The organism is Brucella sp. NBRC 12953, assembly GCF_040369775.1.
In the GTDB taxonomy this organism is placed as follows: domain Bacteria; phylum Pseudomonadota; class Alphaproteobacteria; order Rhizobiales; family Rhizobiaceae; genus Brucella; species Brucella pseudogrignonensis.
In genome coordinates, this window is record NZ_BAABSV010000011.1 from 70,706 (window position 1) to 87,543 (window position 16,838).

A 16,838-nucleotide genomic window follows, 5' to 3' on the forward strand; every position below is an offset into this window, starting at 1 on the left:
CTTTAATTCTTAAGCGCAGCGACCAGATTGTCAGCAGCAATTTTGGTGGCTCTGTCAACGCTTTCCGCAGTGAAACCGCCAATATGGCTTGTTGCAATAACGGCTGGGTGCGAGGCAAGGTCCAGTGACAAAGGCGGCTCCTGCTCGAACACGTCTGTTGCGTAGTTTGACAGTTGCCCGCTGTTGAGAGCGTCGATAATCGCTTGATCATCGACCAGCTTTGCGCGGGCAGTGTTGACGAGGATAAGCCCCGGTTTTGCGGTCGCAAGTCGTTCACGCGAGATCAGTGTCGAGCCATCGCGCGGGGCCGGGCAATGCAGCGTCACAATATCTGCCTGAGCAATGATATCGTCCACTTCGGCAAAGCTGAATTTGTCCGCAGGCAGGCCAAGGTCAGGTTTGAGCGGGTCATAGCCCATAACCTTTGCACCAACTGCCACCAGCATACGCGCAACTTCGCGACCAATCGCGCCGCAGCCGATAACGCCAACGGTGCGACCGCGAATTTCAATGCCGCGCTGACGAGGCCAGCCACCGGCTTTAATGCCCGTATCAGCTTGTGGAATGGAGCGTAGTGCGCTGAAGATCAGGCCTATGGCCAGTTCTGCAACGCCCAGCGAGTTCGCACCCTCTGCAATCAGCACCTTGATGCCGCGTTCGGTTAGAAGTTCGACCGGCAAATTATCGGTTCCAACTCCATTGCGGCTGATAGCTTTGAGCGAACGTGCTGCTTCAATGACACGTGGCGAGACGGGTTCTACACCCGCCAGCCAACCCGAAACATCGCTTACCAGCTGCACGAGTTCGTCCTCGTCGGGCGTTTTTCCCGCCGTGGAATAGACGATTTCGAAGCCTGAATTGCGCAGGCTTTCAATATGCGGATGCGGCTCGGCTGTGAGCGAGCGCGGCGTAACGAGAATACGCTGTGCCATCATTACCGTCCTGCTGCCTCAATAGCGATTTCCGAAATGCGATCAAAAGCAGGACCGCTTGTTGGAATGTCGATATGAAAGACTTCTGCGATCACCTGTGTCCAACCGTGGATGAAGTAGGTCCAACCGTCCACAACTTGCAGCGACTTCGCCTCCTCCTGTGCGCGCGCTTGATCAAGGAAAACGAGATTGCCGCGATAGTTGAGATCCCAGATGACCGACTTTTCCGGGAAGATGGCAGCATCGGATAAAGGCGAGCCGGGCGCATCTTTGCCAAGGCCTGTCGCATTGATGATAAATGAACCGGGCTTGAGGCTGTTAAGCACAGCGTCATTGTCTTCCGGGCGCGGGGCCAGAATATATTCAACCGTAACGCCGCTGGCGACTTCAGCATGAATACGCTTGATTTCATCAAGGCGATGCTGACTGCGGTTGGACACAATGATGCGACCCGGTACGTTTTTACCACGCGACTGGCGCATCAGGTGCCATGTTATTGCAATGGTTGAGCCGCCTGCACCCATCGAGAAAAGATCGGCTCCCGTGCGTTCGAAATAGTCTGAACCAAGGAAGCCATCGATGGAAAGACCGGAAGAAATCGGATCTTTCGCATGACAAATAAGCTTGCCGTCTTTTTTGGAAATGCAGCTTGTTTCATCCATCAGTAGCGCGTGCGGATCGATCACATCGAACATGTCACGGCAAGCATGGAAAAGGTCGATCTTGTGGGTGGTGACAAGCGCACCCATGGATAGCGGGTCGTTGCGGATGAATTCAACCGCTTCACGATAGGCTTCCGGCTCGTCATGCAGCTTAAAATCGATGCCCTTGATCACAGCGTCTTTCAGGCCAAGATATTCAGCCCAGGCCGGGAAAACTTTCATGATCGAGCTTTTGCCGGTGGTGACGCCGATGAAATAGAGTGTCGGCTGGGTCGCTGGCTGATACTTGCTCATGCACGCTTCTCCAGAGCTTCGCGCGCCACTTTCACAGCGCTGGCGGCATTCTTCTTGATTTCGTCAAAGCGGCCTTCGCGAATGTCTTCGGTCTTGGCAATCCATGTGCCGCCGACGGCTACGACCTGCTTGATCGCAAGCCAGTCGCCGATTGTGCCTTCGGTGACACCGCCGGTCGGAATGAAGCGCACACCAAGATGTGCGAATGGTGCGGCAATGCCGGAAAGTGCCTTCGGTCCGCCTGCAATACCTGCCGGGAAGAATTTCGCTAGACGCACGCCTTGTGCAGTCGCAAGTGTCAGGTCGGTTGGCGTCATGATGCCAGGGCAGAAAGGCAGATTGGCTTTGGATGCCGCGTCAACGATACGCGGGTCGTAGCCGGGCGCCAAACCAAAACGTGCGCCGCTTTCGATTGCTTTGTCGAGATTGGCAGTGTCGAGAATCGTTCCCGCGCCAATGCAAAGCTCAGGACGTGCATCGCGGATTGCCGCGAGAACGTCCGCCGCAGCGTCGGTACGGAACGTGATTTCAGCAACCGGCAAGCCGCCTTCGAGCAGTGCATCGGCCAGAGGAACGGCATCTTCGACGCGCTCAATCGCGATCACAGGGACGACGCCAAGGCTGGCGATTAGGTCAATAGGATTGCTCATGGCAATATCCTTCAGGTTGAATTTTTAGGCGTATTCGCGCATCAGCGCATCGACGGTCGCTGCATCGCGTGGCTTGTAATTCGGGTTTTCGATCAGCTCCCAGCCGCCGTCTGCCTTGGCGATCACGCGATGGCGCATGCCATTCGACTTCTCGATGATTCCATAGTCCTGTCCGCTGTCGGACGGATAGGCGAAGACCATGACAAGGTCTGTGTCGCCAATATTGATCGAGCGATGAATCCAAAATGGTGGAACGTAGCAAATGGTTTGGGCAGTGATTTCAACGATGCGGGTTTCGCCAGCAGGCGATTCGAGTTGCATCAAGCCGTGACCGCTCTGTCCGTAATAGATTTCCGGACGATCAGCCTTAGCGTGAATATGACCGCGGGTAAGAAAGAACTCGCTCCCAACGCGGCCCGGATTCATGCGGGTAACACCATAGATCAGGTCACCGCTATGGCTGCCGGGCTTGAAGTCCTCGACATCGTAAACAACCGTATTTCCATGCGTTTCGCGCAAGACTTCAAAAGCTTGTTCGTCACCATAGAGACCAACAAGGTCATTCAGGCGTTTTTCGTAGCGGCCAGTATTGCCGCTCATGCCGCCAGATTTCGGATCGACGACGCTCGCTACAGGTTCGCGTAACATTTATTCCTCCATTACGTAGTGAAATTACATAAAATATGATATGAACACAATCAAGTGGGTAATTACGGTTATATACCTGGTAGAAACGTTACAAAACTGACGTTAATTTTGTTGACGTAGAATTTTTGTGTAATTATGCTACCCAAATACGACATAAGATCGGTAGGAGCCGATCCATATCCAGGAGGAGAAGCCCGTATGCATTCTTTGAAATCCGTCACGCTGAAATTATCGCTGGCTGTTGCCACGTCTTTCATTGCGCTTGCCGCTGCGCAGGCTGCTGATTGCAAGATTGGTATCTCGATGAAGACGCTCGATGCGCCTTATTTTGCAGCGCAGGAAGTTTCGGCGAAGAAACGCGCGGAAGAGCTGGGTTGTGAAGTATTGACCGCCGACGGTCAGAATGATCTCAACAAGCAGGTTTCGGACGTTGAAGATATGGTTGCGCAGGGCATCAATGCGCTCATCATCAATCCACGCGACAGCAAGGGCCTTGTTCCAGCTGTTAACGCTGCAACTGCCGCTGGCGTAAAGGTTTTTGTGGTTGATTCCACGCTCGATCCATCGGCTAATTTCGTTACACTGGTTCAGTCTTCGAATGCCAATAACGGCCAGCTCGTTGGCCAGTGGCTCGCTAACCAGACCAAGGGAAAAGATCTCAAGATCGCTCTGATTTCCGGCGATAAGGGCAATGAAGTTGGTCAGGAGCGTCGTCTTGGTGTGCTCGCTGGTCTGGTTGAAGGCCAGTTGCGCAACGAAGGCCGCGTCCGTTTTGAAGTTGTCGGTCAGGGCTGGGGCATGTGGAACAACGAAGGTGGCCTGAAGGCTATGGAAGACCTTCTGACCGCAAATCCGGACATTAATGTTGTCTTGGGTGAAAACGATTCAATGGTACTTGGTGCGCGCAAGGCATTGGAGCAGTCCAATCAGCTCGACGGCGTTGTTCTCGTTGCCGCAGCCGATGGCCAGAAAGAAGCCATGGCGATGATCAAAGAAGGCAATTACGGCGCGACCGGCCTTAATGATCCGGCACTTGTAGCTGCAACCGCAGTTGATCTAGCGAAGAAGGCAATTGATGGCGCGCTGCCAGCCGATACCTCAAAGATCACCTATACAACACCAGTCGCCATCACCAAGGATAATGTGGACAAGTATTACAAGCCAGACGCTGTATTCTAAGAATGCCCGCCTTCATAATGCAGCCGGTCTGGTACTTAAGCATCGGCTGCATTATGGGAATGCCTGAGGAGGCCGGCGAGGCTGATGTTATGTGTCAGTTGTGTTCGTGAAAGCGGTCGTAGTGAGACCATTTCTTCCGGGCTGAAGTGAAATGCGGGTGGAGCGTCCTGGATCTTGACGGTCTGGAATGATTGAAATGGAAAATCTTGTAGAGCTGACGGGCATAGCGAAGTCGTTTGGCGGCGTTCATGCACTTCGTGGTGTCGATTTTTCGCTCCGCGCTGGTGAGGTTCATGCCTTGCTGGGTGAAAATGGCGCCGGTAAATCAACGCTGATGCGTGTTCTCGGCGGTGAGTTTGTCCCGACTCGAGGCACAGTCAAAATTGGCGGTGAAGAACAGCATTTTCGCGGGCCAATGGACGCGATGTCCAAAGGCATCGCTGTTATTCATCAGGAAATGGCGCTCGCAACGGACCTGACCGTTGCTGAAAACATCTTCATGTGGATGTTGCCATCGGTTATCTCGTGGCCGGAACTCAACAAACGCGCCAAAGAACTCACCACGAGCCTCGGCTTTTCCATTGCGCCAAGTGCACTTGTTGGCGATCTCCCCATCGCACATCGGCAGGTTGTCGAGATTGCGAAAGCCTTGTCGCGTAATGCGCAAGTGATGGTGTTTGACGAGCCGACTGCCGTTTTGTCCGCGCGCGATGCAAATCGTCTTCTTGATATTATTCGTACACTGCGCGAGCGCGGCGTTGGAATTATCTATATCTCGCATCGCCTTGATGAAGTGTTCAGCATTGCTGATCGCATTACGATCATGAAGGACGGTGCTTCTGTCACGACGACAGAATGTGCATCTGTGACCGTTGACGATGTAATCCGTCTTATGGTCGGGCGTCCGCTAAAGGCGCTTTTCGGTGAGGATCTTGAGCGCAAAGTTGGAAATGAAGTTCTTCGCCTTGAAGAACTTTCCGATGGATCGCGTATCAAGGGCGTGTCACTGACAGTCAAGGCTGGTGAGATCATCGGTCTTGGTGGACTTGTCGGGGCAGGGCGCACAGAATTGATGCGACTGGTTTTTGGTGCGGAGCGCGCGAAATCAGGACGTATTTTTATCCATGGCAAAGAAAAGACCATTCGCAATCCACGCGATGGCGTCAAGGCTGGTGTTGGTCTTGTGCCGGAAAGCCGCAAGGATCAGGGCTTGATCCTTGATTTCCCGATCCGCGTTAATTCCACCATGGCAAAGCTTTCGCCCTTGGTGAACCTGTTTGGTTTCGTGAAGGCGCGCGCCGAACGTTCTACGGTCGAAACGCTGTCAAAGCGGTTGCGTCTCAAAGCTGGCAGCATCGAAGACCCGGCGTCCAGCCTTTCCGGCGGCAACCAACAAAAGGTCGTTCTTGCCAAGTGGTTTCATGCTGACGGCGACGTACTGATTTTCGACGAGCCGACCCGTGGCGTCGATGTTGGCGCAAAGACAGAAATCTACTCGCTGATCAAATCGCTTGCGGCTGAGGGCCGGGCGGTTGTGGTGATCTCCTCTGAGCATCTTGAGCTTTTCGGTCTGTGCGACCGCATTCTGGTCATGCGTGAAGGCGCGGTGACAGGCTCGTTGCAGCCAGAGGAATATTCCGAAGAAAATTTGCTGAAGCTTGCCATGGTCAATACGGCCAGCCCCGAGCCTTCTGCATTAGCTAATTGATTGGGTAAAACCGTGACCGAAGTTGTTGAAACGCCGAAGAAAACTTTCAATGCCGGAGCTCTGCTCAATCGTTATGGCACTGTGGCCATTCTGATTGCAGTTCTGATCGTGGCTGCTTCCTTGTCAAATGTCTTCCTGACAGAACGCAATATCATGAACGTGCTACGTCAGGTGGCAGGTCCGAGCCTTATGGCAGTAGGAATGCTGTTTGTCATTCTGACACGCGGCATTGATCTGTCGGTTGGTTCTGTGGCCGCACTTGGCAGTGTTTTATCCGCTATCCTCATTCAGCAATATGGAACCGGCATGGCCATTGGCGGTGTACTGCTGGCCGGTGCTGCGTGCGGTCTGGTTTCCGGCATTCTGGTTGCTTATCTCAAGCTACCGCCTTTTGTGACGACGCTTGCTGTCATGACCATCGCGCGCGGTCTTGCGTTTATTTTCTCATCGGGTCAGCCGATCATGATGGGCGACGCCGGTTCTGCCGTAACCGCATTTGGTTCGGGTACGCTTGGCAGTGTCCCATATCCGGTCATTCTCATGATCGTTGTCTTTCTGATTGCCGGTGCGGTTTTGACCTTCACGCGTTTTGGTCGTCTGGTTAAGGCTATTGGTTCGAATTCTGAAGCTGTCCGCCTGTCGGGAATCTCAGTCTCCTATTATACCCTGGCGGTTTACGTGATTTCGGGCGTGCTTGCTGCTGCTGCCGGTATCATCTCGACCAGCCGTACTGGTATCGGTTCGGCCAATATCAGTGTTGGCGCAGAGCTTGATGCAATCGCGGCGGTTGTTATCGGTGGTGCGAGCCTGATGGGTGGTCGCGGCGGTGCGTTTAACACCTTCATCGGCGTTATCATTCTTGGCATTATCGCCAATATGATGAACCTTGCTCGCGTCCCGGGCTATCATCAGCAGGTCTTCATGGGCTGCATCATCATCGGCGCGATGCTTCTGCAATATGCATCAACCTGGCTGCGTAAGAACTAAGCCGATTATATCCTCCTCCAAACCCGATGACGTGTTCCATGCCAAATGAACTCTCACTTGCAATCGACGTCGGAACGGGCAGCGTGCGCGCTGCCCTCATGGATGGCCGGGGCAATATCGTAGTCGTTGCCGCTCGTGAGCACGAACAGATCGTGCCACAATTTGGCTGGTCGGAACAGCGTCCGGCGGATTGGTGGCAGGGTGTAGCTGCGTCTATCCGCGATGTGTTGGACAAGGTTCCAGACGCTCGTGATCGGATCATAGCCGTTGCTGCTTGCGGGCAAATGCATGGAACGGTTCTGGTTGGTGACAAGGGCGAATTGGTGCGCGATACCGCGCCTTTGTGGAACGATAAACGCACCGTTGATTATGTAACCGCCTTTGAAGCAAAGCATCGCCCGGCCGACTATCTTGCGCACAGCGCCAATCCAGCGGCACCTTCATGGCCAGGTTTCAAGCTGCAATGGCTGCGCGATCACGATGCACAGGCCTTCGCGCGTACCGCCGCCGTTTTGATGCCGAAGGATTATATCAATCTCAAGCTGACCGGCGAAATCGCGATGGATCGTAATGATGGTGGCGCAAGCTTCCTGATGGACCCGCGTATCGGCGACTGGTCGCAGCATATGGTTGATCTGCTTGGGCTTGAGCGCAAGCAACTGGCACCATTGCGCAATCCCACGGAAATCCTTGGTACTATCACGGCAGAAGCCGCACGCGAGACAGGTCTTCGCGAGGGTACGCCAGTTTTGGTCGGCGGCGCAGATTATCCGGTTGCTTTGCTCGGCTCTGGCGTTTGCCGACCGGGTGTCGGCTCCGAAGTAATGGGCACTTCTGCCATCATCACCGCGATTACCCAAAAGCCTTTGCTTGATCCATCCGTCTGCAATGTTGGCACGGTGGAAGGTAACTGGGGGGCTTTCATGCTGCTGGAATCCGGCGGCGATGCTATGCGCTGGGCGCGCCGCGCTTTTCATGACAAGCAGGTTTCCTATGAGGAAATCGTCGCGAAAGCTGCAGAAGCGCCTGCCGGTTCCGAGCGTCTATTCTTCATGCCATATCTTTCCGGCGAACGCCTTGGCGAACATCGTAATGTGCGGGCACAGTATTTTGGTATCGGCGCTGCACATGGCATTGAGCATTTGCATCGTTCGGTGCTGGAAGGCGTAGCCTTCGCCGTCAAACGGCATATCAATATTCTCGACAGCATTTCCGGTTCCAAGCTTGAGCGCGTGATTGCCTCCGGCGGTGGTGCGAAGACGGAGTTGTGGCTGAAAATCAAAGCCAGCGTCTATGGCATTCCGATCCTTGTGCCAAAGGAAGCGGAATGCGGTCTAGTTGGTTGCGCGATCATGACGGCGGCAGCAACCGGACGCTATTCAAGCGTTGAAGATGCCGCCGATGCACTTGTGCAATATTCGACTGAGATAAAGCCCGACCCGCAATGGTCAGAAATCTATGCGCCGATGCAGGCCTTCTTCGAGAAGCTCTATACGCATAGCCAGTCGCTCTATGACGATCTCGATAGGTTGCCGCAATGAGTGCGTGTGCAGTTCTTTTCGATATGGATGGCACGCTCGTTGATAGCGAGCCATTTCATTATGAAACGCTTTTAGAAGCTATTGCGGCCTTTTCGGGTGTGGTTCCGGATAATTTCGAAAAGCGCATAACGGGCACAACGATCGCCGATTGCCACGCCATGTTGCGGGACGAGACCGGTTTTACGGCTGATCTCGATACATTCGTCAAAGCGAAATATGCAGCTTATGTCAGTGGGGCGATCCGGTTGAAATTGCGTCCCGGTGCGACGGAAGTTCTGGCCTATCTCGATAAGGCCGGCATTCCTTACGCCATCGTTTCCAATTCGGACCGTATGCTCATGGATGCAAATCTGCGTGCAGTCGGGTTGCAGCGCCCTGATTTCATAAGTGTATCACGCAATGATGTGCGCGAGGGCAAACCTTCGGCAGAACCCTATTTGCGTGGGGCTTATCTGCTAGGCGTCGAGCCGTTACGCTGCGTCGTCATCGAAGACAGCGTGCCGGGCGCACGTGCAGGCCTTTCGGCAGGCATGACCGTTATCGGATGGCCAGAGCCGCACCGCACCGATCTCATGTTTCCGAATGGTGTTCTAATCGCCGATCCTGAAAACCTTCTTTCCAGTTTACAGCCGCTTTTAAGCGCGGTTGTCCAATAGCAAGTCAGACAAGGATAGCATTTCCATGTTTCTCGAAAAGTTCAGAATTGACGGCAAGATTGCAGTCGTCACGGGTGCTGCGCGCGGCATCGGCCTTTCTGCCTCTGAGGCGCTGGCAGAAGCTGGCGCGAAGGTTGTGCTCACCGACATGAGCCAGGAACTGCTGGACAAGGCTCTGGCTGAGTTATCCGCCAAGGGCTACAACGTTGAGGGTGAGCTGCTGGACGTGACGGATGTTGAAGGCGTTCAGCGTGTACATGATGCGGTTATTGCGCGTCATGGCCGCGTCGATATTCTCGTCAATAATGCCGGTATCGCGATCAGCAATCATCCAGCCGAAACCATGGCCGATAATGTCTGGAACAAGGTTATCGACGTCAATCTCAATGGTGTGTTCTGGTGCTGCCGCGCGTTCGGTAAGACGATGCTCGAAAATGGTTCGGGCAACATTGTGAATGTTGGTTCCATGTCCGGTTTCATTGTGAACCGCCCGCAGGAACAGGCCAATTACAATGCATCCAAGGCCGCAGTGCATCATCTTACGCGCTCGCTGGCTGCTGAATGGGGTGCGCGTGGTGTTCGCGTCAACTCGGTCGCACCGACCTACATCGACACCGAAATGAACAAATACGTTTATGACGATCCTGAAATGTACCGTCATTGGGTAGGGGGCACTCCAATGAACCGTCTTGGTCGCACGGATGAAGTTGCATCCGTCATTCTTTTCCTTGCAAGCGAAGCATCAAGCCTCATGACCGGCTCGATTGTTTTGGCCGATGGAGGCTATGTATGCTGGTAAATGCAGCTTCAACCGTGCGCGGTGCACGTTTTCCCGGTCGCTATATTCAGGGTGCTGGCGTTATTGCGCGTCTTGGCGAAGAGGCCGCTAGCTTTGGTGACAAGGCTGTTGTTCTTCTCGATAATGGCATTTTCGACATTCTGAAACCAAAGGTCGATGCAGCATTTGCTTCTGGTCCAGAGGCGCGTATCGTGCGCCATGGCGGCGAATGCTCGGAAAGCCAAATTGCAGCACTTGTGGCAGAAGCTCGCGAAGCGGGTGCAAAAGTCGTTATCGGTGTTGGTGGCGGTAAGGCGCTTGATACTGCAAAAGCTGCTGCACGCGATCTTGGCCTTCCGTCGATCATCTTCCCAACAATTGCAGCATCCGATGCACCATGCAGTGCGCTTGCCGTCGTTTATAATGACGATGGATCGGTGGCTTACGACACCTTCCTGCCAAGCAACCCTAATCTGGTTCTGGTTGATACGGCGCTGATTGCACAGTCACCTGCACGTTTCCTCGCTGCTGGTATCGGTGATGCACTTGCAACTTTCTATGAAGCAGATTCTTGCCGCCAGTCGGGCGCTTTCAACTGCATGAAAATGCAGGGTGTTAGCCTCGCCTATGAAGTTGCACGCTTCTGCCGCGATACGATCTTTGAATTCGGCGCAACGTCACTCAAGGAATGCGATTCCAAACAAGCTGGATCTGCGATGGAGCGCGTGATCGAAGCTAATATCCTGCTTTCCGGCGTCGGTTTCGAATCCGGCGGTGTTGCAGCAGCCCATGCTATCCATCACGGGCTTTGCGAACTCGATGATGTTCATCATCATCTGCATGGGGAGAAAGTTGCCATTGGTGTTCTCGCTGGCCTCAAGCTGCACGGCGCAGAAGAAGAATTTCAGAAAGTCCGTGAATTCTGTCTTTCCGTGCGTCTGCCAACCCGTCTCGCCGATATTGGTATTGAAGACGCGACGGACGAGAAGCTTGAAATCGTTGCCAAGCGCGCCTGTCGTGCAGGCGAAATCATTCATAATGAGCCGATCAAGGTAACGCCCGATATGGTAGTCGCCGCACTAAAGCAGCTCATTTAGTATTTAGAGCGGTTGTAGTACCGCTCTATCTCACTGTTTTTACGCATTATCCTTCGCAAAACCGCTACGCACTTTTGCTGGAAATGCTCTTAGGGAGGTTATCATGCAGGAAGTTATTTCGTCTTTTGCCAAGGATCTGTTCGCTGGCAAGCGCGTGCTGGTTTCGGGTGCGACGAGCGGTATTGGCCTTGAAATCGCACGCGGCTTTGCGGCGCTGGGCGCTTCGGTTGCCGCAAGCGGCAGCTCGGTCGCGAAGATTGAAAAGGCGGAGAAGGACGAAGCCAATAAGGGCATTGAGTTCTATGAACTCGATGTGCGTAGCAATGACGACGCAATTGCATTCATGGCAAAGCAGCCGCGCATCGACGTGCTGGTCAATGCACAGGGCATCGCGCGTGACCAGATCGAATGGGAGAATGACGTTTTCAATGACGTCATGGACGTCAATCTGAACAGTGTTTTCCGCCTATCTATGGCGGCATATCCAAAGCTGAAAGAAAGCAAAGGCTCGGTTATCGCGATTGCTTCGATGCTGAGCTACCTAGCCGACGCTGGTGTGCCATCTTATACCGCGAGTAAGACAGGCATTCTTGGCCTTACGCGCGTTCTGGCACATAAATTTGGTCCAGATGGCGTGCGCGTCAACGCAATCGGGCCGGGCTATCATCGCACGGATATGACCCGCGCTCTTTGGGAAAATCCGGCAACAGAACAGCCAATTGCACAACGTTCAGCCTTAAAGCGTTGGGGTGAGACCGACGATCTGGTTGGTGCGGCACTCTTTCTTGCTTCGCCTGCGGCAAACTTCATCACTGGCGTTACACTGCCGGTTGATGGCGGCTTCCATAGCGGCTAATTTTATTTATTGAATTCAAAACGCGACCGAGCTTTCAGCACGTTGAAGCTTGGTCGCATTTTAAGTTTGCGATCAATTTTGATTTTACACCTTTCGTCTCGCCACTGTCTGGCGCTCGATCAGTTTGAACCCAACATCAATTAGTGACGATGCGGCTGCCGATATTTCTTCGGTATCGCTTTTTTCAAAAAGATTAAGTAACAATTCACCCGTTTTCACACCAATCCCAACAGCATCGACACGTATCGTTGTCATTGCCGGAACGCACTGACGCGCAATATCGAAGTCGCCGAACCCCATCAATGATAGTTGATCGGGCACCTTAATACCGCGACGATGGCATTCCATAAGTGCACCAAAAGCCGAAATATCCGAAACTGCGAATACAGCTTCCACATCTGGTGCGCGCTCTAGCAGAGTTGATATGGTCCGCGCGCCGTGATCATGCGAAACAGGTGCTGTTCCTTCACGCACTATTAGTTCATCGCTCACTCCCGCCTCACGCAACACGGAGGCAAACCCCATCAATCGACTTTCGCCGCGAAGATCTATAGCGTCCGCGTCTGTACGAGAGCCAAGTGCCCCTATGCGACGATGGCCAAGTGATAAAAGATGGCGTGCGGCGGCGCGCCCAACTTCATAGTTAGAAAAGCCTACAGAATGATCGATTGGCTTGTCGGGTTTCCCCCATATTTCGACGATCGGAATATCGGCACGCAGCAGCATTTCTGTGGCAGCTTTTGTATGGACCGTACCTGCTACTACAATTGCATCAGGACGTCGTTCAAGCATCGCTCGAATAATACGCTCTTCTTCCTCAAGCTTATACATCGTAAAGCCGATAAGCAGCTGATAACCTTTTGGACGCAACGACTCTGCAAGTCCCTGGGCGGTATCCGCAAAATTGGAGTTGGTCAGCGTCGGTAGAATGGCGGTGATGAAATTCGTACGCCGTGATGAGAGACTGCCAGCAACTCGGTCTGGTACATAGCTTAGCTGCTCGATAGCTTCCATCACTCGCTTGCGGGTAGCTTCAGATACCAGTTCCGGATCTGCAAGAACGCGCGAGACAGTCATTTGCGATACGCCTGCAAGACGTGAAACATCTCGCATAGTTGCTTTTCTAGGGGCCGAGGCGATCATTCAAAGTCCTGTCCGGTCTGTTGTTTCATCAGGCGGTTTGCCTCAGGTCGCCCGTGGGAATGCTCTCATAGACAACGTGGTAGAAACGTCCGTCGAACATTTCCATCATTCGGTCTGTAATAACGCGCCCTTCTAGTCGTACCGGAGATGCCAAAGCTTCCTCAACCGCTTTCATGGACGGATAGTCTATTTCCTGAACCATGGCGATAGGCGGTGAACCGGGGTCGACATTCATCATACGCATAACACGCACTGCCTGTGCGTTTGGCATTCGTTTCCAAACGGGAAGTAGTTGCTCTTTCACAATGCGAAAGAATTCCTCTTCTCGGCCTGGGTGAATTGTACCTTCGAAAATTGCTGAACGTGTATGCATGGAAATTTCCCGTTACCCATTTTATGTTGCAATGATATCGATAACATGCACTATTGCAAGCAGTAAGAATGAGGACTTGTTCATTCTCAGCAGATTTAAATACTGGGGGAGATGTATTAGAAAATGCCGTCTAGAGGATGATTTTTGCCGGTTAGACGGTGCTTTTCTGGAGAGAAATTGAGAATCAAGTAGCGTTTTACTAGCTGCCCTTTCTCGAGTTCTCAGTGTTATCGAAAACATCAAACGATAAGTCAAAAAAGCGAATTTCACCATATAGCGATGATGTCTTGCTTTCACTCAAGGAGGATTGATTGAAAGCGAGAAACTGGAGGAGCGATCATGCATATTCTGAAAGCAATTCGTAACATTGCCATGGGTTTGACCATGGTGGGCATGGCAGGTGTGGTAGATGCTCACGCCGTGACGATCAGTGACATTACGGCACGAGGCACCGTCAAGATCGGTGTGTTGACCGGTGCTCCTCCGATGGGCATGGTTGATGAAAAGGGCAATCCAACCGGCTATGATGTGGACGTGGCCAATCTGCTTGGTACCTATCTCAATTTGCCTGTTGAAGTTGTTCCGCTGACCCCACCAGCACGTATCCCCGCACTGCAAACAGGCAAGGTCGACTTTCTTGTAGCAACGCTATCTCCTACTGGTGAACGAGCAAAGACAGTGATGTTCACTCAGCCATATAATGCATTCAATATGGATATCATTTCCGGTCCTGATCAGAACTTTGCAAAGCTCGAAGATCTTGCTGGGAAGCGTGTATCTGTGAACCGTGGTTCCACGCAGGAAACAGCGCTTCGCAAAGCGGCAATTCAGGGCCTTGAAATCGTGGTTTACGAGGATGATTCCACAAGCGCGCAGGCATTGATCGCGGGGCAGGTGGATGCTGTAGCACTACCTTCCACTGTGGGTGAGGCTATTATTAAGCAGCGCCCAGAAGCGGGTTTGAAGGTTGGCTTTACATTCTTCCAGCAGGGCAACTCCATGGCGACCAAGCTTGAAGATTTTGAGCTACGTCAATGGCTCAATACAGCAATCTATCTTATGAAGATTTCCGGAGATTTGGACAAGATTGCCGTCAAGTGGACAGGTCGCCCTATGCCAGATCTGCCATCTTTCTAATTGATGGCTCCGTCGGCGGTTAGAGTGCATCTGGAAAAATGCTCTAGCCGTTCTGACGGGATTTTTCACGCTCTTGCATAGAGATATCCGCACAAGCGCTGACATTCAGCGGGAGGCCGGACCATGTCCTATACATTTCAGTTTGGAGTCATCGCCCAATATCAGGATGCCCTTCTTGCTGGCATTTGGCTGACTATTAAACTGTCGATCATGTCGATCATTCTTGGCTGCGCGGGTGGTGTTCTCTTTGCCTCTTTGCGCTCGATGAACAGCGGGATAATCCGCTTCTTGATTGATGCCTATGTCGAAATTATCCGTAATACACCATTTCTGGTGCAGTTGTTTATCATCTATTTCGGTTTACCGGCGGTGGGCTTTCGCGTGGGTGCGGAAGTTGCAGCGCTCATTGGTATGACCATTAATTTGACAGCCTATTCGACCGAAATCATTCGCTCCGGTATCGAGGCGGTACACAGATCACAGATCGAAGCTGGCGAAGCGCTCGGCTTTACACGGCTGCAGATTTATCGCCATGTCATTATTTTACCGGCCTTGGCAAAGGTCTATCCGGCTCTTTGCAGTCAGTTCGTTCTTATGATGCTCGCATCCAGTGTTTGCTCGGTTATTTCGACCCAAGAGCTTGCGGCATCTGCAGCGTTTGTTGAGTCGCAGACCTACCGCTCATTCGAGGTCTATATTGTCGTTACGCTGATCTATCTTCTGCTGGCTTTGTGCTTGCGCGCAGTACTTGCATTGGTAGGTCTCTGGCTCTTTGGCCGTCGTGTCGCTCGCCGCTCGGTGGTTGCCATTCCGGAGGCTTCGGCATGAATTTCAGAAGTTTCGGACCAGACGAATTTCTCTTTCTATTGACGGGCTTACAATGGACCGTTCTGCTGACAGCCATAGCCCTGATAGGTGGTGGTCTTGCTGGCTTTCTGATTGCGCTCGCGCGTGTCTCAACGTTCAAATGGCTGCGTGTGTTCGCTGGCACCTATATCCAGATCATTCAGGGTATTCCTGTGTTGATGATCCTGTTTCTATCCTATTATGGGTTGAGCCTTGCAGGATTTGATCTGCACCCGCTGCTGGCTGCAGGGGCATCGATGTCAATATATGCATCGGGCTATTTGGCAGAAATCTGGCGTGGTTGTATTCAGTCGGTACCTAAGCAGCAGTGGGAAGCATCTGAGTCTCTCGCCATGACGAGGCTGCAGCAATATCGCTATGTGATCCTACCGCAAGCCGTGCGTATATCGCTGCCGTCGACAGTTGGTTTCGCCGTTCAGGTGGTCAAGAACACTTCGATCGCGTCGATTATCGGCTTTGTCGAACTTGCCCGTGCAGGCACGCTTATTAATAACGCAACATTCCAGCCGTTCCGCGTCTTTATCGTGGTTGCAGCGCTCTATTTTGCCGTTTGCTACCCGCTTTCATTGCTGTCGCGTTGGCTGGAAAGGAGGCTAAATGTCTGAAGTCGTCATCAACAATGTTCATAAAAGCTTCGGTAATGTGGAAGTCCTCAAGGGTGTTTCACTGACAGTCGAGCGCGGTGAGGTCTTTGCTCTCATCGGGCGTTCCGGCTCGGGGAAAAGCACACTGCTGCGCTGTATAAACGGGCTTGAGAAGATCAATTCAGGCAAGATCGAAATTGCTGGTCACAAGGTAACAAGTGATGCGGCACAGTTGCGCAAACTACGCAAGGATGTCGGCATTGTCTTCCAAAGCTACAATCTTTTTCCGCATCTTACGGTGGGTGAAAATATCACGCTCGCGCCAAAGATTGTGAAGGATGTTTCGAAGGCTGAAGCCCGCAAGAAGGCGGAAGAGGTCCTGAAGCTTGTTGGTCTGTCTGAAAAGTTTGATGCCTATCCAGATCAGTTGTCGGGTGGTCAGCAACAGCGTGTCGCCATTGCTCGTTCTTTGGCTATGCAGCCTAAGGTGATGTTGTTTGATGAAGTGACTTCTGCGCTTGATCCTGAGCTGACCGAGGAAGTGCTGAACGTAATGGAGGAGCTGGCGCGCGGTGGTATGACGATGATCCTCGTCACTCACGAAATGGCCTTTGCCCGGCGCGTGGCGACACAGACGATCTTCATGCATCAAGGTAAGATTTGGGAAGAAGGACCTTCAGCAGAGCTGTTTGCTAATCCCAAGACTGCTGAGCTGCGCCAGTTCGTGAAGTCAGACGTCAAGTAAC

Annotated in this window: 18 protein-coding genes; 12 read left to right on the forward strand and 6 right to left on the reverse strand. The window is 52.7% G+C overall.

Annotated features, from left to right (window positions below):
• Positions 1 to 2: 2 nt before the first annotated feature.
• The 4 genes from ABWV94_RS21035 to ABWV94_RS21050 are packed head-to-tail and all read right to left on the reverse strand — an operon-like array spanning position 3 to position 3,186.
• The gene (locus tag ABWV94_RS21035) at positions 3 to 935 is read right to left on the reverse strand and encodes a phosphoglycerate dehydrogenase (RefSeq protein ID WP_353415245.1); all 933 of its coding nucleotides are present in this window, start codon (positions 933 to 935) and stop codon (positions 3 to 5) included.
• Entirely contained in the window at positions 935 to 1,888 is a 954-nt protein-coding gene (locus ABWV94_RS21040; RefSeq protein ID WP_113497473.1) for a shikimate dehydrogenase family protein, read from the reverse strand. Before ABWV94_RS21040 ends, ABWV94_RS21035 begins: the two co-directional genes overlap by 1 nt.
• Positions 1,885 to 2,538, reverse strand: coding sequence for a bifunctional 4-hydroxy-2-oxoglutarate aldolase/2-dehydro-3-deoxy-phosphogluconate aldolase (eda, locus tag ABWV94_RS21045; RefSeq protein ID WP_194780651.1), 654 nt, complete (start codon positions 2,536 to 2,538; stop codon positions 1,885 to 1,887). The genes ABWV94_RS21040 and eda overlap by 4 nt, the downstream gene beginning before the upstream one ends.
• Before the next feature lie 24 nt (positions 2,539 to 2,562).
• Positions 2,563 to 3,186: a glucose-6-phosphate isomerase gene (locus ABWV94_RS21050; protein ID WP_113497477.1), complete on the reverse strand. Its 624-nt coding sequence runs from the start codon at positions 3,184 to 3,186 to the stop codon at positions 2,563 to 2,565.
• A 198-nt stretch (positions 3,187 to 3,384) separates the two neighbouring features.
• On the opposite strand from ABWV94_RS21050, the gene ABWV94_RS21055 reads away from it, so the two are divergent.
• The 8 genes from ABWV94_RS21055 (at position 3,385) to ABWV94_RS21090 (ending at position 11,988) form a co-directional block, all read left to right on the forward strand.
• Complete coding sequence (locus tag ABWV94_RS21055; RefSeq protein ID WP_113497479.1) at positions 3,385 to 4,365, forward strand: sugar ABC transporter substrate-binding protein; 981 nt, start codon at positions 3,385 to 3,387, stop codon at positions 4,363 to 4,365.
• A gap of 196 nt (positions 4,366 to 4,561) precedes the next feature.
• Positions 4,562 to 6,073 carry a sugar ABC transporter ATP-binding protein gene (locus ABWV94_RS21060; protein ID WP_353415246.1) on the forward strand — a complete coding sequence of 504 codons (1,512 nt, stop codon included), beginning with the start codon at positions 4,562 to 4,564 and terminating at the stop codon, positions 6,071 to 6,073.
• Positions 6,074 to 6,085: 12 nt separating this feature from the next.
• The gene (locus ABWV94_RS21065) at positions 6,086 to 7,060 is read left to right on the forward strand and encodes an ABC transporter permease (protein ID WP_235820938.1); all 975 of its coding nucleotides are present in this window, start codon (positions 6,086 to 6,088) and stop codon (positions 7,058 to 7,060) included.
• Between the two features lie 38 nt (positions 7,061 to 7,098).
• The gene (locus ABWV94_RS21070) at positions 7,099 to 8,601 is read left to right on the forward strand and encodes a xylulokinase (RefSeq protein WP_113497483.1); all 1,503 of its coding nucleotides are present in this window, start codon (positions 7,099 to 7,101) and stop codon (positions 8,599 to 8,601) included.
• Positions 8,598 to 9,257: an HAD family hydrolase gene (locus tag ABWV94_RS21075; protein ID WP_113497485.1), complete on the forward strand. Its 660-nt coding sequence runs from the start codon at positions 8,598 to 8,600 to the stop codon at positions 9,255 to 9,257. The genes ABWV94_RS21070 and ABWV94_RS21075 overlap by 4 nt, the downstream gene beginning before the upstream one ends.
• 25 nt (positions 9,258 to 9,282) lie before the next feature.
• A complete protein-coding gene (locus ABWV94_RS21080; protein WP_353415247.1) occupies positions 9,283 to 10,056 on the forward strand; it encodes an SDR family NAD(P)-dependent oxidoreductase in 774 nt (257 codons plus the stop codon).
• Positions 10,047 to 11,132, forward strand: coding sequence for a glycerol dehydrogenase (locus ABWV94_RS21085; RefSeq protein ID WP_353415248.1), 1,086 nt, complete (start codon positions 10,047 to 10,049; stop codon positions 11,130 to 11,132). Before ABWV94_RS21080 ends, ABWV94_RS21085 begins: the two co-directional genes overlap by 10 nt.
• Before the next feature lie 103 nt (positions 11,133 to 11,235).
• Positions 11,236 to 11,988 (forward strand): SDR family NAD(P)-dependent oxidoreductase, encoded by a 753-nt coding sequence (locus ABWV94_RS21090; protein ID WP_353415249.1) that lies wholly within the window; start codon positions 11,236 to 11,238, stop codon positions 11,986 to 11,988.
• 84 nt (positions 11,989 to 12,072) lie between these two features.
• Here ABWV94_RS21090 and ABWV94_RS21095 read toward each other — a convergent pair whose 3' ends face one another.
• A complete protein-coding gene (locus tag ABWV94_RS21095; protein ID WP_007880048.1) occupies positions 12,073 to 13,101 on the reverse strand; it encodes a LacI family DNA-binding transcriptional regulator in 1,029 nt (342 codons plus the stop codon).
• Positions 13,102 to 13,159: 58 nt separating this feature from the next.
• Complete coding sequence (locus ABWV94_RS21100; protein WP_064322049.1) at positions 13,160 to 13,504, reverse strand: EthD domain-containing protein; 345 nt, start codon at positions 13,502 to 13,504, stop codon at positions 13,160 to 13,162.
• Between the two features lie 372 nt (positions 13,505 to 13,876).
• Between ABWV94_RS21100 and ABWV94_RS21105 the strand changes: the two genes are divergently transcribed.
• From ABWV94_RS21105 to ABWV94_RS21120, 4 genes are all read left to right on the forward strand, one after another.
• On the forward strand, positions 13,877 to 14,641 hold the full coding sequence (locus tag ABWV94_RS21105; RefSeq protein ID WP_374891548.1) for a transporter substrate-binding domain-containing protein: 765 nt from the start codon (positions 13,877 to 13,879) through the stop codon (positions 14,639 to 14,641).
• Between the two features lie 123 nt (positions 14,642 to 14,764).
• Positions 14,765 to 15,469 carry an amino acid ABC transporter permease gene (locus tag ABWV94_RS21110; RefSeq protein ID WP_064322048.1) on the forward strand — a complete coding sequence of 235 codons (705 nt, stop codon included), beginning with the start codon at positions 14,765 to 14,767 and terminating at the stop codon, positions 15,467 to 15,469.
• Complete coding sequence (locus ABWV94_RS21115; RefSeq protein ID WP_064322047.1) at positions 15,466 to 16,113, forward strand: amino acid ABC transporter permease; 648 nt, start codon at positions 15,466 to 15,468, stop codon at positions 16,111 to 16,113. Before ABWV94_RS21110 ends, ABWV94_RS21115 begins: the two co-directional genes overlap by 4 nt.
• Entirely contained in the window at positions 16,106 to 16,837 is a 732-nt protein-coding gene (locus tag ABWV94_RS21120) for an amino acid ABC transporter ATP-binding protein (RefSeq protein ID WP_353415250.1), read from the forward strand. The genes ABWV94_RS21115 and ABWV94_RS21120 overlap by 8 nt, the downstream gene beginning before the upstream one ends.
• Position 16,838 lies beyond the last annotated feature (1 nt).

Coding starts and splice junctions, on each gene's coding strand:
- ABWV94_RS21070 (WP_113497483.1), top strand. CDS start 7,099: ATGCCAAATGAACTCTCACTTGCAATCGACGTCGGAACGGGCAGCGTG.
- ABWV94_RS21085 (WP_353415248.1), top strand. CDS start 10,047: ATGCTGGTAAATGCAGCTTCAACCGTGCGCGGTGCACGTTTTCCCGGT.
- ABWV94_RS21105 (WP_374891548.1), top strand. CDS start 13,877: ATGGGTTTGACCATGGTGGGCATGGCAGGTGTGGTAGATGCTCACGCC.
- ABWV94_RS21090 (WP_353415249.1), top strand. CDS start 11,236: ATGCAGGAAGTTATTTCGTCTTTTGCCAAGGATCTGTTCGCTGGCAAG.
- ABWV94_RS21100 (WP_064322049.1), bottom strand. CDS start 13,504: ATGCATACACGTTCAGCAATTTTCGAAGGTACAATTCACCCAGGCCGA.
- ABWV94_RS21080 (WP_353415247.1), top strand. CDS start 9,283: ATGTTTCTCGAAAAGTTCAGAATTGACGGCAAGATTGCAGTCGTCACG.
- ABWV94_RS21050 (WP_113497477.1), bottom strand. CDS start 3,186: ATGTTACGCGAACCTGTAGCGAGCGTCGTCGATCCGAAATCTGGCGGC.
- ABWV94_RS21095 (WP_007880048.1), bottom strand. CDS start 13,101: ATGCGAGATGTTTCACGTCTTGCAGGCGTATCGCAAATGACTGTCTCG.
- ABWV94_RS21115 (WP_064322047.1), top strand. CDS start 15,466: ATGAATTTCAGAAGTTTCGGACCAGACGAATTTCTCTTTCTATTGACG.
- ABWV94_RS21120 (WP_353415250.1), top strand. CDS start 16,106: ATGTCTGAAGTCGTCATCAACAATGTTCATAAAAGCTTCGGTAATGTG.
- ABWV94_RS21110 (WP_064322048.1), top strand. CDS start 14,765: ATGTCCTATACATTTCAGTTTGGAGTCATCGCCCAATATCAGGATGCC.
- eda (WP_194780651.1), bottom strand. CDS start 2,538: ATGAGCAATCCTATTGACCTAATCGCCAGCCTTGGCGTCGTCCCTGTG.
- ABWV94_RS21075 (WP_113497485.1), top strand. CDS start 8,598: ATGAGTGCGTGTGCAGTTCTTTTCGATATGGATGGCACGCTCGTTGAT.
- ABWV94_RS21055 (WP_113497479.1), top strand. CDS start 3,385: ATGCATTCTTTGAAATCCGTCACGCTGAAATTATCGCTGGCTGTTGCC.
- ABWV94_RS21040 (WP_113497473.1), bottom strand. CDS start 1,888: ATGAGCAAGTATCAGCCAGCGACCCAGCCGACACTCTATTTCATCGGC.
- ABWV94_RS21035 (WP_353415245.1), bottom strand. CDS start 935: ATGATGGCACAGCGTATTCTCGTTACGCCGCGCTCGCTCACAGCCGAG.
- ABWV94_RS21060 (WP_353415246.1), top strand. CDS start 4,562: ATGGAAAATCTTGTAGAGCTGACGGGCATAGCGAAGTCGTTTGGCGGC.